The sequence below is a fragment of the Achromobacter ruhlandii genome (genome assembly GCF_002082135.1).
In the GTDB taxonomy this organism is placed as follows: domain Bacteria; phylum Pseudomonadota; class Gammaproteobacteria; order Burkholderiales; family Burkholderiaceae_B; genus Achromobacter; species Achromobacter ruhlandii.
In genome coordinates, this window is record NZ_CP017433.1 from 60,140 (window position 1) to 76,158 (window position 16,019).

The window sequence follows — 16,019 nt, forward strand, 5'->3', positions numbered from 1 at the left end:
ATTGATTTTTGGCAATCCTTACGAATTTGCTGTGTTGATTGAATATGTTCCGGAATGGAGCACCGAAACCTTTAGGTACGGTTTATTCCATTTCATGCTGGATGGAAAAATGTTTCCGGATGAGCTGGTTACTTCAACGCTAGACGTCGATCTTCGTGATTTTTTGGGGTATAGCGCATTAGTTTCGCCACCGGAAAATTGCGAAATCTTCAAAATGAGTAAAGAAGAAGCCTTCAATTTAATGTTTGAGTTGGCATATCCGGACTATCACGACGATGTCGAAAATCTGGATGGCATTGGTAATATATTTCTGTATAAAGCGTCAACGGTAAATATTGAAGATTTCAGGAGTCATGTTTTTTGTGTGGCATGCAACGATACTGTTCGAATAATCGGCGCGAAAATGGCGAGGCTGTTACCCGGCCCTGATGACCGAAATTTCTGGGAAAGGATTCCAAATCCCGAGGTGGTTGAGGTATTTATGAGCGTCGATGCCGTTAAGGAGATTGTGAGGAAAGTCAGGGAATATGATTTGGCAATGCGAAAAAAAAATTTGAAATTGATTTCGTCAACGATCCCAGGCGGGGCGGAATCGGCCTGATTTTTTAAGAATTAAGGGTTTTCGTCCTATTCTTTGTAGGCCGCCTGTGTGATCTCATATAGCCCAAGCCGAGTGCAGGGGCGAACGCATCGAGCAGGACACGCGCAACCGCTACGAACTCGTCCGCCAGATCAGCAATTCAATCGACAAAGCTGGTGGTGTCAGCATCAAGCTCAGCCTGGGCGCCAGCAAGAGCCGCATCACGACTGATCGCAATGCGTCCTCGGCCTTCGGTTCGACGGCGGCCGCCGGACATGATCTGGCGATCATTGCCACGGGTATACGCGGCTTATTGCGATATGGTCGGATTCATTTGTGGTTCAAGCCTGATCTCAGAATATCGAGATCTTGACGCCGCTGAAGTCGAAAAGTTTATGCGCGCGCTTGAAAAGTGAAATGTCGGGCTGCTGAATGACCTGAGTCATTTGTGGCGCATCGTATCGTTATGCCTAAAGCACTTTTCTGGATAGAGTGAAAGTCCGCAATGAAAATTGTGGATGGAAGATATGGCATTGGCGTAGGACAGTCTTCTAGTCTCGTCGCCGTGTCTGGTTGTCATGCCCACTCGTGGATGCTGCCGATCTAATACCGCGCCCCGGGCGAAGTGATTCGTCCGCTATTGCGCCTGCTGACGGAATGGCACGGCGTGCCGCCCGGCCTATCGGACCCGTTCCCATCGCTAGTAGCGGGGGACGTTGGATAAGTTGAGCGCGCAATTACACGTTGAGCAATCGGCGCCCCTGCACGCGGCCGCCTCGACCTGATCCACGCCTGGGTCCGGGCCGGTCCCGTGTCCGTTTACGCCCCTGTTCCCCTTATGTCTGCGCTGCGTTCAGGCCGCACTACTCGCTGGCCGACAACGAGGCCTCAACGAGCGGCTTCGCCCAATCGGGCGTGTCCCGCATCTCCGCTAGCGAAGTGGGATAGAGCACCTGGCCATCGTCCACGTAGAGGACCAGAGCCGGCTCAGGTACGGCCTCGCCAGGCTCCACGTCCACGCTGTTGTCGTAGACCCGCAGACTGACCAGGTGCGGCATCAATTTCAGCAGATTGCGGTAGGACGTCTTGCAGCGCTCGCGGATGCGTTCTTCGGGGATGTCGTGGCCACCGCGCGCCACCCGGGCCCGCACACGCGCAATATGGTGCTCGGCGTCGCGCAGGCCGCAGTACCAGACCAGCACATCGTGGGTCGACGCCGCGGCGATGAGCTTTTCCACGATGGTCTGGCCGCCCAGGGTGGTTTCGAAGGCGAACGACCCGCCCGCCGCGACTGCCGCGTCCAGCCGCCGCACCCCTTCCGCCCACGCTTCCGCATTGGCCTGATCTTGGGACCGGCCCAAGCGCTGTACAAGCTCACGAGCGAAGGTGTCAGGGTTGAACCAGGCCATGCCGGCCTGAGTCAGGATATGGCCGCCCACTGAGCTTTTGCCGGCGCCATTCACTCCCGCCAGCACATACAGAATTGGGCGTTCCATCAAAACGTGGAGCCGGCCTTAACTCGGCCAGCCAACGGGCCTGGGTTGCGCATAACGCTTCGCAGGCGCTCAGCCGCGTCGGGGGCGGACAGCGCGGCAAGTCGTTGATCGAAGCTGCGGCGCAGTTCTTCGACCGGGTCCGGCACGGCGGCCTGGGCAGCGTTCAGCGCGTCTATGATGCGCGTGTACTCGGCCACCGTCATGATCACGGCCTCCGGCTCATCGTGGTTCGTGACGACGAGCTTTCCTTCGGCGGCGGCAAGACTGCGGACGACCCCCCGCCAGCCGTCCTTCTTGACTGCCGAAGCAGGCTTCGCCGGCAGGCGGGCGATAGGTTCAGCGAGCAATGCGGAAGCAGCCATGATCGTTCTCCCAACGAGGGCTTTCGAATCGGCCTTGATGGCCTCTTGGTCAATTTTACCCTTTTTGGCCTTTTATCACTAATTGCCCTCTTGGACCGCTCATGCCGACCCTTTCTTATATGGGGCCGGATAAACCGCGCCGCGTCACCATGTCGCGATTGATTGCAGTGAGCCAAGACATCGTCTTGAGCGTGTCGGGTTTGCGCACCATGGCAGAGAAGACCGGTGCCCCCACGTCAACGCCGCGGGCCTGTTCTGACGCAAAGGCTTCCGTCGGTTGGTCGCTGTTCCATTCGGAGGGGGACAGCACAAAGCCGAAGCCGCCATGGGCCAGTCCCCCTACATCCTCAGCGCACCTGAAAACTCACCTGCCCCGGCCGCCCCGGCAGGTTCAAGGTCGCCGTGGCCGGCGGCGTCGTCGCCACGACCTCGCCGGCGCGCAGCACCATCAGGCGCGTGGCGCGCAGGCGCAGCGCCTCGACCGGGTCGCGGGCCTGCAGCAGCACCATATCGGCGCGCTTGCCCACTTCCAGCCCGGTCTCGTCCAGGCCCAGGATCTTCGCCGGCGTGGCCGTGACGGCCTGGAAACAGGCGAGCATGGCGTCCTGCCCGGTCATCTGCGCCACGTGCAGGCCCATGTGCGCCACTTCCAGCATGTCGCCCGAACCCAGGCTGTACCAGGGGTCCATCACGCAGTCGTGGCCGAAGGCCACCGGCACGCCGGCGGCCAGCAGCTCGGGCACGCGGGTCATGCCGCGGCGCTTCGGATAGGTGTCGTGACGGCCCTGCAGCGTGATGTTGATGAGCGGGTTGGCGATGGCCGACACGCCGGCCTCGCGCATCAGCGGGATCAGCTTGGACACGTAGTAGTTGTCCATCGAGTGCATCGAGGTCAGGTGCGAGCCCGTGACGCGGCCCTGCAGACCCAGGCGTTGCGTGTGATAGGCCAGCGTCTCGATGTGGCGCGACAGCGGGTCGTCGCTTTCGTCGCAGTGCATGTCCACGCGCAGGCCGCGCTCGGCCGCAAGTTCGCACAGGATGCGCACCGATTCGGCGCCGTCCTGCATGGTGCGCTCGAAGTGCGGAATGCCGCCGACCACGTCCACGCCCATGTCCAGCGCGCGCTTCAGGTTATCGAGCGCGCCTGGCGCGCGCAGCACGCCGTCCTGCGGGAAGGCGACCAGTTGCAGGTCCAGGTACGGCTTGACCTGTTCGCGCACGTGCAGCAGCGCTTCCACCGCCAGCAGGCGCGGATCGCAAACGTCGACGTGCGAGCGGATCGCCAGCAGGCCGCGCGCCACCGCCCAGTCGCAATAGGCCAGGGCGCGCTCGACCAGCGCTTCCTGCGTCAGCAGCGGCTTGAGTTCACCCCACAGCGCGATGCCTTCGAGCAGCGTGCCCGATTGGTTCACGCGCGGCAGGCCGAACGACAGGGTCGAGTCCATGTGGAAGTGGGCGTCGACGAACGGCGAGGTCACCAGTTGGCCGGCGGCGTCGATGGTCTGCGCGGCCTCGGCCTTCAGCGCCGGTTCGAGCGCCGCGATGCGGCCCTGGGCCACGCCGATGTCGATGTGCTGGCGGCCGTCCGGCAGCGTGCAGTTCTTGAGGATCAGATCGAGCATAGTCAAACCTTGTGGATCACCGTTCGCCCTTGCGGTAGGGCTTCATCAGGGCCTGCGGGTAGGCGGCGCGGCGCGCCATCACCACCAGGGCCAGGATGGACAGAATATAGGGCAGCATCAGGTAGACCTGATAGGGCAGCTCGGGCAGCCCCGGCAGCGCCGCCCCGCCCTGCTGCAGCCGCAGTTGCAGCGCGTCGAAGAAGGCGAAGATCAACGCGCCCAGCAGCGCCTTGCCAGGCCGCCACGAGGCGAACACCACCAGCGCCACGCAGACCCAGCCACGGCCGTTGACCATGTTGAAGAAGAAGGCGTTGAAGGCCGCCAGCGTGAGGAAGCTGCCGGCCACGCCCATCAGCGCCGAGCCGGCGACGATGGCGCCCATCCGCAGTTTCGTTACCGACAGGCCCTGGCCCTCGGCGGCGGCGGGGTTCTCGCCCACCATGCGAATCGCCAGGCCCACCGGGGTGCGGTTCAGCACCCAGGCCAGGATCGGCACCGCGGCCAGCGCCAGCAGCGTCATCGGCGTCTGCCCGGCCAGCACCGGGCCGATCAGCGGAATGCCGTCCAGGAAATTCATTTCGGCGAACGGCGTGATGGTGGGCGGCGTGTTCACGCTGGGAAACGTGACGCGGTACGCGAAGTAGCTCAGGCTGGTGGCCAGCAGCGTCACGCCCAGCCCAGAGACGTGCTGCGACAGGCCCAGCGGCACCGTCAGCACCGCGTGCAGCAGGCCGAACACGGCGCCCGCCAGCGCGGCGGCCAGCACGCCCACGTACAGCGGCGCGCCCAGGTACACCACCAGCCAGCCGGTGAAGGCGCCGGCGGCCATGATGCCTTCGATGCCCAGGTTCAGCACGCCGGCGCGCTCGCACAGCAGCACGCCCAGCGTGCCCAGGATCAGCGGCGTCGCCAGCCGCAACACCGCGACCCAGAAGGCCGCGGAACTCAACAGGTCCATCCATTCCATGGCGTGCTCCTCAAGCCCGGTTGCGGCGCAGGCGGTACTGCGCGAACAGCGTCGCGACCAGCATGGCGAGCAACGACGTGGCGACGATGACGTCGGCGATGTAGTTCGGCACCGCGATGGCGCGGCTCATGCTGTCCGCGCCCACCAGCATGCCGGCCACGAAGACGCTGGCCAGGATCACGCCCAGCGGGTGCAGGCCGGCCAGCATGGCCACCACCACGCCGGTGTAGCCGTAGCCCGGCGACATGTCGAGCGTGACGTAGCCGGTGCGGCCGGCCACCTCGATGGCGCCGGCCAGTCCGGCCAGCGCGCCCGACAGCATGGCCGTGCCCAGCATCACGCGGTTGACCGGCAGGCCCAGGAAGCGCGAGGCGTGGGCGTTGGCGCCGACCGCGCGCATCTGGAAGCCGAACACCGTGTAGCGGTTTAGCAGCCACAGGCCCAGCGCCAGGCCGGCGGCCCACAGCAGGCCAGTGTGGGCGCGGGTGCGCTCGATCAGCTTGCCCAGCTCCAGGTCGGGATTGAGCGCCACCGATTGCGGCCAGCCCATCGCCATCGGGTCTTTCATGGGGCCGTCCAGCATCATCGAGACGAACAGCAGCACGATGAAGTTGCCCAGCAGCGTGGTCACCACTTCGTCCACGCCCAGGCGCGTCTTGAGCAGCGCCGGGATCAGCAGCAGCAAGGCGCCGGCCAGCGCCGCCGCCAGCATCATGCCGCCGAACAGCGCCGGCAGGGGCAGGTCGAAGCCGGTGCCGTCATGCAGGCCGCCCACCGCCACCGCGGCCAGCGCGCCCAGGTACAACTGGCCTTCGGCGCCGATGTTGTAGAAGCGCGCGCGAAACGCCACGGCGCAGGCCAGGCCGGTCAGCATCAGCGGCGTGGCGCGCGTCAGGGTTTCGGACAGCGCGAACTTGGAGCCGAACGCGCCTTCGAACAGCAGCGCGTAGGTGCGGCCCACCGGCGCGCCGGCCCAGGCCACCAGCAGCGTGCAGACCGCCAGCGTAAAGAGGATGGCCGCGATCGGGGCCAGGGCCAGCGCGGCGCGGCTGGGCTCGGGGCGGCGTTCCAGGATCAGTTTCATTCGAGAAATGCTCAGTAGAGGGGGCACGGCGTCAGGCGCGCGTGCCCGTCATGGCCAGCCCGACGGTGGCGGGCGTCCATTGCGCGACCGGCTTGTCGGCGACCAGCTTGCCGCCGCACAGCACCGCGATGCGGTCGGCCAGCGCGAAGATCTCTTCCAGGTCTTCCGACACCAGCAGGATGCCGGCGCCGCGCCGGCGCGCGGCCAGCAGCTGTTCGCGCACGTAGGCCACCGCGCCGATGTCCAGGCCCCAGGTGGGCTGGTCGGCGACGATGAAGCGCGGTTCGCGCGCCAGGGTGCGGCCCAGGATCAGCTTCTGCATGTTGCCGCCCGACAGGCTGCGGGTGCGCACATCCAGCGAGGCGGCGCGCACGTCGAACTGCTTGGCCAGCGCCGCCGCGTAGGCGCGGCCGGCCTTGGCGCGGATCAGCCCGAAGCGCGAGAAGCGCGGGTCCTTCAGGTCTTCGACGATGGCGTTTTCCCACAGCGGGCTGTCGCCGATCATGCCTTCGCCGTGGCGATCCTCGGGAATGCGGCCCACGTGGGCGGCGGTCCAGCCGGCCGGCGTGGTGGGGGCGGCCGCGTGTTCGGGGCCCAGGCGGATGGTGCCGTCGGCCGGCTGGCCCAGGCCGGTCAGCATCGACACGAGCGCCTGCTGGCCGTTGCCGGCGACGCCGGCGATGGCCACGATCTCATGCTTGTGCACCACCAGGTCCAGGCTGTCCAGGCGCGGCGCGCCGCCGCGCGGGTCGCGCACGGTGACCTGCGACAGCGTCACCACCGGCGCGGCCTGGCCGGCCGCCGCCATGGCTTCGGCGTGCGGCATGGCGACCTTGCGCCCCACCATCAGCTCGGCCAGCTCGGCCGGCGTGGTGGCGGCGGTGTCGCGCTCGGCCACCAGCTTGCCCTGGCGCAGCACCGCGACGCGGCGCGATACGGCCATGACCTCGTCCAGCTTGTGCGAAATGAAGATGACGGCCAGGCCCTCGTCGACGAAGCCGCGCAGCGTGGCGAACAGGTCCTGCACTTCCTGCGGCGTGAGGACGGCGGTGGGCTCGTCCAGGATCAGCACCTTGGCGCCGCGGTACAGCGCCTTGAGGATCTCGACGCGCTGCTTCTCGCCCACCGACAGGCTGCCGACGCGCGCGTCCGGATCCACCCCCAGGCCGAAGCGCTGGCCCAGTTCCACCAGGCGGCGGCGCGCCGGGCCGCGGCCCGAGGCCAGCTTCCACAGCGACTCGGTGCCGACCATGATGTTGTCCAGCACGGTCAGGTTGTCGGCCAGCGTGAAGTGCTGGTGCACCATGCCGACCCCCGCCGCCAGCGCGGCGTCGGGCCGGCCCGGCGGCAAGGGTTGGCCGAAGACTTCGATACTGCCGGCGTTGGCCACGTAGTGGCCGAACAGGATCGACACCAGGGTCGATTTGCCGGCGCCGTTCTCGCCCAGCAGGGCCAGCACTTCGCCTTGCGCCAGCGTCAGCGAGACATCGTCATTGGCCGTCAGGCTGCCGAAGCGTTTGGTGATCCCTGCCAGCCGCAGGGCGAGAGGCGCTTGATTCATCGTGCCGACGACTTGGGTTCTTTGTCGTTGACCTGCACGCTGAAGCTGCCGTCCAGGATGGCCTTCTGCTTGGCCTGCACCTTGGCGATCAGGTCAGCGGGGATCTTGCTCTCGAAGGTGCCCAGCGGCGCCAGCGACGAACCCTTGTATTTCATCAGCGAGTATTGGCCGAAGTCGGCGGCCTTGAAGGTGCCGGCCTTGACCTGCTTGAGCGCCTCGTCGATGGTCGGTTCCATGCTCCACAGCGCCGAGGCCACCACGGTCTCGGGGTACTGAGGCTGGGTGTCGATGACGTTGCCGATGGCCAGCTTGCCGCGTTCCTTGGCGGCGTCCGACACGCCGAAGCGCTCGGCGTACAGCACGTCCGCGCCCTTGTCGATCATGGCGAAGGCGGCTTCCTTGGCCTTCGGGGGATCGAACCACGAACCAATGAAGGTCACGGTGAATTCGGTCTTGGGGTTGATTTCCTTGGCGCCCTCGATGAAGGCCTGCATCAGCCGGTTCACTTCGGGGATGGGGTAGCCGCCCACCAGGCCGATCTTGCCGGTCTTGCTCATGCCGGCGGCGATCATGCCGGTCAGGTAGGCCGGTTCCTGGATGTAGTTGTCGAACACCGAGAAGTTGGGCTGCTGCGGCTTGCCCGACGAACCCATCAGGAAGGCGGTCTGCGGGTAGTCCTTGGCCACCTTGCGGGCGGCGGCCTCGACCGCGAAGGCCTCGCCCACCACCAGCTTGTTGCCCTGCTCGGCGTATTGGCGCATGACGCGCTCGTAGTCGGCGTTGGTGACGTTTTCCGAGAACGTGTATTCGATTTCACCCCGGTCGCGCGCGGCGGTCAGCGCCTTGTGGATACGCGACACCCATTGCTGTTCCACCGGCACCGTGTAGATGGCGGCAACCTTGGTCTTGGCGGGCACCTGGGCCTGGGCGCCAGCCGACAGCAGCAGCGCGCCGGCGGCGGCCGCGGCCAGCTTCAGCAGGCCACGGCGGGCGATGCCGCCGGCGGCCGGGAGGGAAAGGGATTTCATGCGCAAGTCTCCTTCGCGGGGATGGAAAGGGAATGGGAGGAATGGCGGCGATGTCCGGGCGTCGCGGTGCGGCACGCGTGGGCGGGCGGGGTCGAGGGCGTGGGATCGGTCATCGGATGGGGGAGCGCCGGGGCGGCGCGCCCCATCCGAATGGGCAGGTTCGCGGCCAGTCCTGGCGAAGCAAGTTGTATGCCATGCGGCATTCCCGCGACAAGTCGGGGGAATTCTGATGGCCGGGCGCGATTATAGGCACCCTGGCGGCCAAGCGTGGCACCAGCATGGTGCGCACCGTTGCGGTGCGTGGACACTTTTCGGCGTGGAACAGCCTGTTGCGGCTGAAATGGGCCCGAAAGGCCCTGGAGGCCTATCGCCATGCGGCCATCGGCGCGGCCGCGGGCCTAAAATTCCCGCATAGCGCCGCGCCCGTGCGCGGCAAGCCGGAATCCATCATGCAAGACATTCAATTGCTGCTCGAGCAGTACGGCGGCTGGCTCGTCTTCGCCAACGTGCTGGTCGAGCAGGCGGGCCTGCCCGTGCCCGCCTATCCCATGCTGATCGCCGCCGGCGCCCTGGCCGGCGCGGCCGGCTGGCTGGTGCCGTGGCTGGCGGCCACCGTCGCCTGTCTGCTGGCCGACTCGCTCTGGTACGCGGCCGGCCAGCGCTACGGCTCGCGCCTGCTGGGCGTGATCTGCAGGATGTCGCTGTCGCAGGACTCCTGCATCCGCCAGACCCAGCGCCTGTATCTGCGCATCGGCGTGCGCGCCCTGCTGGTCTGCAAGTTCCTGCCCGGCGCCGGCGCCCTGTCCACCGTGATGGCCGGCCTGACCGGCACGCCGTACCGCCGTTTCCTGGCCTATGACCTGGTGGGCGCCATGATCTGGGCCGGTTCGGCCCTGCTGCTGGGCGGGCTGTTCCACGGCGTGGTCAACGACGTGCTGGACGTGCTGGGCACTTACGGCCCCATGGGGCTGGCCCTGCTGGCGGCGGTGCTGGCGCTGTACATCATCGCCCGCGCCCTGCGGCGCTGGATCCTCAAGCGCCACCTGCGCGTGATTCCGCGGCTGTCGGTGGACGAGCTGATGCAGTGGCGCCAGGACGGCCGCCAGGCGCTGGTGTTCGACGTGCGCCCCGAGGCGGTGCGCGAGGAAGACCGCATCCCCGGCGCCATCGCCGTTGACCTGCGCGCCCCGCTGCCGGCGCTTGAAGCCGGCAGCGAGGAGGCCGATATCGTGGTCTATTGCGCCTGCCCCAACGAGGTTTCGGCCGCGATGCTGGCCGCGCGCCTGCGCGCCGCCGGCTACCCCAAGACCTGGGCGCTGCGCGGCGGCTACGAAGCCTGGGCGCGCCACGCGCACCCGGCCTGACATCGTGCCGGGGGCGTGACGGCGGCAGCCGGTCGCAGGTCACGCGGGCGCTCCGCCCGCGATCGTTCCCCTCTACCTCCACCCACCTGGATGCGGGCCTTTGGCGGGCCGCGCTGGCGTCTGTCCGGGCCATGGGCGCCCGCGCGGTTTCGGTCCGCGCCCGGCGCCGCCACGGGCGCATAATGGCTCCATCGGCCCGCGCCTTTGACGGGCCAGGGAGACAGGCATGAAGTTGTTGTTCTTGGGCGCCGGTGGAACCGGCGGCTATTTCGGCGGCCGCGCCGCCCAGGCGGGCGCGGACGTGACCTTCCTGGTGCGCGAGGCCCGCGCCGCGCGCCTGCGTGAGCAGGGCCTGCGCATCGAAAGCCCGTTCGGCGACGCCACGCTGCAGCCGCAATTGGCCACCGCCGACACGCTGAAGGGCTTCTACGACGTGGTGGTGCTCAGCTGCAAGGCCTATGACCTGCAAAGCGCCATCGACGCCATCCGCCCCGCCGTGGGCCCCGACACCGCGGTGCTGCCCATCATGAACGGCGTGCTGCAGTACGACGTGCTGGACCGCGAATTCGAACCGCACCGCGTGCTGGGCGGCCTGTGCCAGATCAACGCCACGCTCGGCCCCGAAGGGCAGGTGATCCACCTGGGCAAGCACGCCAGCATCGTCTTCGGCGAACGCGCCGGCCCGGCCCGCAGCGCCCGCTGCGAGGCACTGGCAGAGGCCCTGGCCGGCGGCGAATACGTCAGCCGCCTGAGCGAAGACATCTATCAGGACATCTGGGAAAAATACGTGTTCCTGACGACGCTGGCCGCCGCCACCTGCCTGATGCGCGGCACGGTCGGCCAGATCGCCGCCACCGACGACGGCGCCGACATCGTGCGCGGCCTGCTGCGCGAATCGCAGGCGGTTGCCGCCGCCAGCGGCCACGCGGTGCGGCCCGAGGCCGACGCCAACGCGCTCAAGATCCTGACCGATCCGTCCCAGGCCATGACCGCCTCGATGTTCCGAGACCTGCGCCAGGGCCTGCCGGTCGAGGCCGACCACATCGTCGGCGACATGGTGCGGCGCGCGCGTACGCTGGGGGTGGATGCCTCCACGCTGCGCACGGCCTACGCGCATTTGCAGGTCTACCAGGCGCAGCGCGCCGCGGCCTGACGGCGTGACCCGGACTCATTGGTGCATGGATTGCAAAAAACTCTTCCGTGCCCGTGGGTTCCGGGATCCGATCCGGCCGAATAGTATGGGTTTGCCCGTGCTCCGGACCGTCCAGCGCCGCCTGTCGCGGCCATCGTCCGGGGCCCACCTACCAGGAGCAACACCATGAAAATCGCATTGATCGGAATCACGGGCCGCGTCGGCTCGCGCGTGGCGGACGAGCTGCTCAAGCGCGGCCATCAGGTCACGGGCATCGCCCGCAACCTGGGCGACGTCAACGCCCAGCCCGGCCTGACCGTCCAGCAGGGCGACGCCACCGACCCGCAGGCGCTGACGCCCCTGCTCAAGGGCCATGACGCCGTGGTCAGCGCCTCGCGCTTCGTGTCCGCCGACGCCAAGCCGCTGCTGGCGGCCGTGAAGGACGCCGGCGTGCCGCGCCTGCTGGTGGTCGGCGGCGCCGGCAGCCTGGAAGTGGCGCCCGGCAAGATGCTGATCGACACCCCGGAATTCCCTGACGCCTACAAGCCCGAGGCGCGCGCCGGCGTCGTGTTCCTGGACGCCTTGCGCCAGGAAAAGGTGCTGAACTGGACCTTCCTGTCGCCGTCGGCGCTGTTCGAGCCGGGCGAGCGCACCGGCGCCTTCCGCCTTGGCGATGACAGCCTGCTGGTCGATGCCGGCGGCAAGAGCTGGATCTCGATGGAAGACTACGCCATCGCCCTGGCCGACGAGATCGAGACGCCCAAGCACTCGCGCCGCCGCTTCACCGTGGGCTACTGATTCCGTCCGCTTCCCCCCGGATCGCCTGACGCGGCTCCTTGGACCCAAGGGGCCGCGTCGTTTTTCAGGCGAAAGCCGCAATGGCGGCAGGGTCGAATCGGCCGGTTTTGTTTGTAAACTGGCAAACCGCCAGCCGGCGTCACGATCCCCGAGTAGTCAGTATGAGCATGAAGTTCAAATCGTTGGCCCTTTGCCTGTTGCTGGCCGCCAGCTGTGTGGCGCCGGTACAGGCCGCCGCGCCGCAGTCCAACAAGGACATCGTGTTGGCGTTTTTCCGCATGATGTTCCAGGACCGCGAGATCGACGAGGCGGTGCGCCTGTATGTCGGCAAGAACTACATCCAGCACAACCCCTACATGCGCGACGGCGTCGAGCCGATGGTGGATTTCTTCCCGCACTACTTCGAGCAGCATCCGCAGGCCACGGTCGACATCAAGCGCGTCATCGCCGAGGGCGACCTGGTGATGATCCACAACCTGTGGCGCGAATCGCCCGAAGACCGCGGCCAGGCCGTGGTCGACATCTTCCGGGTCGAGAACGGCAAGATCGTCGAGCACTGGGACGTCAGCCAGGAAATCCCGGAAAATCCCGCCAACAAGAACGGCATGTTCTGAGACCGGTAAACCATGTCCGCCATCGAACCCGTCGACCTGCCACGCGCCTACCTGCTGCTGAACCACGGCCCCACCGTGCTGGTCACCAGCGCCCACGGCGCCGAGCGCAACGTCATGGCCGCGGCCTGGGCCATGCCGCTGGATTTCAGCCCGCCCAAGATGCTGGTGGTGGTGGACAAGAATACCCACACGCGCACGCTGATCGAGGCTTCCGGCGAATTCGCGCTGTGCATCCCCTCGCGCGCGCAGGCCCAGGCAACCCTGCAGGTTGGCTCGCATTCGGGGCGCGACGAAGACAAGTTCAAGGCCAGCGGCCTGGCCACCTTCGCCGCCAGCAAGATCGGCGCGCCGCTGATCGAAGGCTGCCTCGGCTGGCTCGAATGCAAGGTGGTGCCCGAGCCGCATAACCAGCAGGCCTACGACCTGTTCATCGGCGAGGTGGTGGCCGCCTGGGCCGCGCCCGACGTGTTCTCCGGCAACCGCTGGCACTTCAATGACGACGCGCGCCGCTCGGTGCATTACGTCGCGGGCGGTTCGTTCTTCGCCACCGGCGAAGCGTTCTCGGTTGCCGATCCGGAGTAAGCCCATGCGCCGCGTCTACCTTGCCGGCTTCGACGTGTTCCTGCCCGACGCGGTGGCGCACGGCGAGCGGCTCAAGGCGCTGGCGGCCGCGCATGGCTTCGAGGGGCTCTACCCGCTCGACAACACGCCGCCGGCCGGTCTGTCCGGCGCCGCGCTGGCGCAATGGATCTACCAGGCCAACGCGGCGATGATCCAGCGCGCCGACCTGGTGATGGCCAACCTCAACCCGTTCCGTGGCGCCGAACCCGATTCGGGCACGGCCTTCGAGGTCGGCTACGCCATCGCGTTGGGCAAGCCGGTGTGGGGCTATACGTCGCAGGCCGGCAGCGTGCGTGAGCAGGTCGCCGTGGGCGTGGCCGCCGACGATGCGGCGCGCGCGGTGGACGCGCAGGGCTACACGGTCGAGGACTTCGGCTTGAACCTGAACCTGATGCTGGCGTGCAGCGCCCGCATCGTGGTGGGCGACGCGGCCGACTGCCTGGCGCACATGGCGCACATGGCGCGCGGTTAGCGCGCCAGCGGCGGGCCGTTGGCGCCCGCCGTCATCCCCGGCTTCAGGCCGCGCCGGCGCGGCCTGGCTTGCGGGCCGTGGCGCGGTTGGCCCGGGCCTTGACGCTGGCGGTCGGCGTGCCCAGGTATCCCATCACCGCGTCCACCACCGCCCGTTCCAGTTGCCGCGGATCGAACCCGGCCGGCGGCTCCAGCGCCACCGCGTGCACCAGCGACTCCATGATGCGCAACACCACGTAGGTCGCCAGCTCGCGATCCTGCTGCGCGATTTCTTCGCGATGCAGCTCCAGCAGGTGGCGCATGCGGCGGTGGATGTCCTGGTCGGCGCGGCTGTGGTCGCGCGGCTGGTCAAAGAGCGGGAATTCGCGCTCCAGCACGCGGTGCAGCGCCGGCTCCAGCAGGTGCGCGCGCAGCGACGCGGCGACGATGGCCGCGACCCGTTCGCGCAGCGTGGCCGCGGGGTTGCCGTCCAGCACCTCGTCGATCAGCGCCAGCATCTGCTGGTCGTGGCGGTCGTGCAGGGCCGCGATCAGCGCGTTCTTGTTGGGGAAGTACTGGTACAGCGAACCGACGCTGACGCCGGCGGTCTCGGCGATGCGGTTGGTGTTGGTGCCGGCGTAGCCGTGCTCGGCCAGAACGCGAGCTGTCGCTTGCAAAATGATGTCGACGGTTTGCTGCGAACGTTGCTGGCGCGGCGATTTACGGGGCTGCGGGATGGATGTCATTGGGTTCGGGGAAAGCGAGTTTCAAACCTGAGCATCGGTTCATAAAATTTCGGTACGCAACGGGCATCGCGCCGAACTCCGGCCGATTATGCCATCGTCGATTGCGACGAGCGGGCCACCGGGTGCGTTTCCCACTTCCAAGGAATCCTCATGTCGACTTCATCGACGGCCACGGCGCTGCCCGCGGCCGGCGGGACCGCGCGTCCCGTTTTCATGCAGATATTGCCCCTGACGCTGGCGGTCTTCGTCGGCTTTTTCATGGTCGGCCTGCCCATGCCGGTGCTGCCGCTGTACGTCGACGGCGTGCTGGCGCAGGGGGCGTTGGTGGTCGGCATCGTGGCCGGCCTGCAGTTCGCGGCGGCGCTGCTGTCGCGCGCCTGGTCCGGTTCGCTGGCCGATCGGCGCGGCGCCAGGCGCGCGGTGGTCACCGGCTTCCTGCTGGGGTCGGTGGCGGGTCTGCTGTACCTGCTGGCCAACGCGCAGGCTGCGCAACCACACGCGGCGCTGGCCGCGTTGATGGCCGGCCGCGCCCTTATGGGCTGCGCCGAAAGCCTGATCGTCACCGGCGCGCTGAGCTGGGGCGTGGGCCGCGTCGGGCCGCGGAACGCGGGCCGCGTGACCTGCTGGCCAACGCGCAGGCTGCGCAACCACACGCGGCGCTGGCCGCGTTGATGGCCGGCCGCGCCCTTATGGGCTGCGCCGAAAGCCTGATCGTCACCGGCGCGCTGAGCTGGGGCGTGGGCCGCGTCGGGCCGCGGAACGCGGGCCGCGTGATGGCCTGGATCGGCGTGGCGATCTACGCCGCATTCGGGTTGGGCGCGCCCGCCGGCATGCGCTTGTACGGCGCGGCCGGTTTCGAAGGCATCGCCTGGGCCACGGTGTTCATCCCCGTGCTGGCGTTGGCGCTGGTGCTGCCACAGCGCGGCGTGCCGGTGGCCGGGGGCGCGCGCACGCCGTTCTACCGCGTGCTGGGCATGGTGATGCTGCCGGGCCTGGGGCTGGCGCTGACCAGCGTGGGTTTCGGCGTCATCACCGCCTTCATCAGCCTGCTGTTCGCGCAGCGCGGCTGGGACGGCGCGGCGTGGATGTTCAGCCTGTTCGGCGTCGGCTTCATCGTGGCGCGGCTGTTCTTCGCCGGGTTGCCCGACAAGCTGGGCGGCGCGCGCGTGGCGTTGGTGTGCGTGCTGATCGAGGCGGCCGGCCAGTGGCTGATCTGGATGGGCCCGACGCCGGCGTGGGCGTTTGCCGGCGCGCTGTTGAGCGGCGCGGGTTATTCGCTGGCGTTCCCGGCGTTCGGCGTGGAGGCGGTGCGCCAGGTGCCGCCGGCCAGCCGTGGCGCGGCCATGGGGGCGTATGTGGCGTTCCTGGACGTGGCGCTGGGCATTGCCAGTCCCGTTGCCGGCTGGCTGGCCGGCGTGCAGGGCTACGGCGCGGTGTATGCGTTGGGGGGCGCGTGCGCGCTGGGCGCGGTGATGGTGGCGCTGGCGCTGCGCGGCCGAGTTGCCGTGCCATAGGGTGATTGCCGCCAGGCAACGGCAGCGCGCCGACGCCGACGGTTGGCGAGGCTGCCAGGCCGCGCGTATTGATTGAGGGT

Annotated in this window: 16 protein-coding genes and 1 pseudogene; 8 read left to right on the plus strand and 9 right to left on the minus strand. The window is 67.6% G+C overall.

The window, feature by feature from the left end; genetic code table 11:
* The first annotated feature begins 1 nt into the window (after position 1).
* Positions 2–601: an immunity 42 family protein gene (locus AruCF_RS00235; protein WP_158324568.1), complete on the plus strand. Its 600-nt coding sequence runs from the start codon at positions 2–4 to the stop codon at positions 599–601.
* A gap of 842 nt (positions 602–1,443) precedes the next feature.
* Here AruCF_RS00235 and AruCF_RS00240 read toward each other — a convergent pair.
* The 8 genes from AruCF_RS00240 to AruCF_RS00275 form a co-directional block, all read right to left on the minus strand.
* Complete coding sequence (locus tag AruCF_RS00240) at positions 1,444–2,076, minus strand: ATPase (protein ID WP_049070382.1); 633 nt, start codon at positions 2,074–2,076, stop codon at positions 1,444–1,446.
* Entirely contained in the window at positions 2,076–2,438 is a 363-nt protein-coding gene (locus AruCF_RS00245) for a hypothetical protein (protein WP_049070384.1), read from the minus strand. Before AruCF_RS00245 ends, AruCF_RS00240 begins: the two co-directional genes overlap by 1 nt.
* A gap of 115 nt (positions 2,439–2,553) precedes the next feature.
* Positions 2,554–2,748 (minus strand): type VI immunity family protein, encoded by a 195-nt coding sequence (locus tag AruCF_RS30170; RefSeq protein WP_158324569.1) that lies wholly within the window; start codon positions 2,746–2,748, stop codon positions 2,554–2,556.
* A 37-nt stretch (positions 2,749–2,785) separates the two neighbouring features.
* Positions 2,786–4,060: an amidohydrolase family protein gene (locus AruCF_RS00255; RefSeq protein WP_049070385.1), complete on the minus strand. Its 1,275-nt coding sequence runs from the start codon at positions 4,058–4,060 to the stop codon at positions 2,786–2,788.
* Positions 4,061–4,076: 16 nt separating this feature from the next.
* Complete coding sequence (locus AruCF_RS00260) at positions 4,077–5,027, minus strand: ABC transporter permease (RefSeq protein ID WP_049070387.1); 951 nt, start codon at positions 5,025–5,027, stop codon at positions 4,077–4,079.
* A 10-nt stretch (positions 5,028–5,037) separates the two neighbouring features.
* Positions 5,038–6,111 (minus strand): ABC transporter permease, encoded by a 1,074-nt coding sequence (locus tag AruCF_RS00265; protein ID WP_049070390.1) that lies wholly within the window; start codon positions 6,109–6,111, stop codon positions 5,038–5,040.
* Positions 6,112–6,142: 31 nt separating this feature from the next.
* Positions 6,143–7,672, minus strand: a complete 1,530-nt coding sequence (locus AruCF_RS00270) for an ABC transporter ATP-binding protein (protein WP_083036483.1) — start codon at positions 7,670–7,672, stop codon at positions 6,143–6,145.
* Positions 7,669–8,700: a BMP family protein gene (locus tag AruCF_RS00275; protein ID WP_049070393.1), complete on the minus strand. Its 1,032-nt coding sequence runs from the start codon at positions 8,698–8,700 to the stop codon at positions 7,669–7,671. The genes AruCF_RS00270 and AruCF_RS00275 overlap by 4 nt, the downstream gene beginning before the upstream one ends.
* Before the next feature lie 449 nt (positions 8,701–9,149).
* Here AruCF_RS00275 and AruCF_RS00280 point away from each other — a divergent pair, with 449 nt between their 5' ends.
* From AruCF_RS00280 to AruCF_RS00305, 6 genes are all read left to right on the plus strand, one after another.
* A complete protein-coding gene (locus AruCF_RS00280; protein ID WP_049077355.1) occupies positions 9,150–10,064 on the plus strand; it encodes a VTT domain-containing protein in 915 nt (304 codons plus the stop codon).
* Positions 10,065–10,290: 226 nt separating this feature from the next.
* Positions 10,291–11,217: a 2-dehydropantoate 2-reductase gene (gene panE / locus AruCF_RS00285; RefSeq protein ID WP_049070394.1), complete on the plus strand. Its 927-nt coding sequence runs from the start codon at positions 10,291–10,293 to the stop codon at positions 11,215–11,217.
* Positions 11,218–11,382: 165 nt separating this feature from the next.
* Positions 11,383–11,994, plus strand: a complete 612-nt coding sequence (locus AruCF_RS00290; RefSeq protein ID WP_049070395.1) for an NAD(P)-dependent oxidoreductase — start codon at positions 11,383–11,385, stop codon at positions 11,992–11,994.
* A gap of 161 nt (positions 11,995–12,155) precedes the next feature.
* The gene (locus AruCF_RS00295; protein ID WP_049070397.1) at positions 12,156–12,608 is read left to right on the plus strand and encodes a nuclear transport factor 2 family protein; all 453 of its coding nucleotides are present in this window, start codon (positions 12,156–12,158) and stop codon (positions 12,606–12,608) included.
* A 12-nt stretch (positions 12,609–12,620) separates the two neighbouring features.
* Complete coding sequence (locus tag AruCF_RS00300) at positions 12,621–13,190, plus strand: flavin reductase family protein (RefSeq protein ID WP_049070398.1); 570 nt, start codon at positions 12,621–12,623, stop codon at positions 13,188–13,190.
* A 4-nt stretch (positions 13,191–13,194) separates the two neighbouring features.
* The gene (locus tag AruCF_RS00305; RefSeq protein ID WP_063569807.1) at positions 13,195–13,701 is read left to right on the plus strand and encodes a nucleoside 2-deoxyribosyltransferase; all 507 of its coding nucleotides are present in this window, start codon (positions 13,195–13,197) and stop codon (positions 13,699–13,701) included.
* A gap of 43 nt (positions 13,702–13,744) precedes the next feature.
* Here AruCF_RS00305 and AruCF_RS00310 read toward each other — a convergent pair whose 3' ends face one another.
* On the minus strand, positions 13,745–14,425 hold the full coding sequence (locus AruCF_RS00310; protein ID WP_049070401.1) for a TetR/AcrR family transcriptional regulator: 681 nt from the start codon (positions 14,423–14,425) through the stop codon (positions 13,745–13,747).
* Positions 14,426–14,638: 213 nt separating this feature from the next.
* Between AruCF_RS00310 and AruCF_RS00320 the strand changes: the two are divergent.
* Positions 14,639–15,939 (plus strand): annotated as a pseudogene (locus AruCF_RS00320) (MFS transporter).
* Positions 15,940–16,019 lie beyond the last annotated feature (80 nt).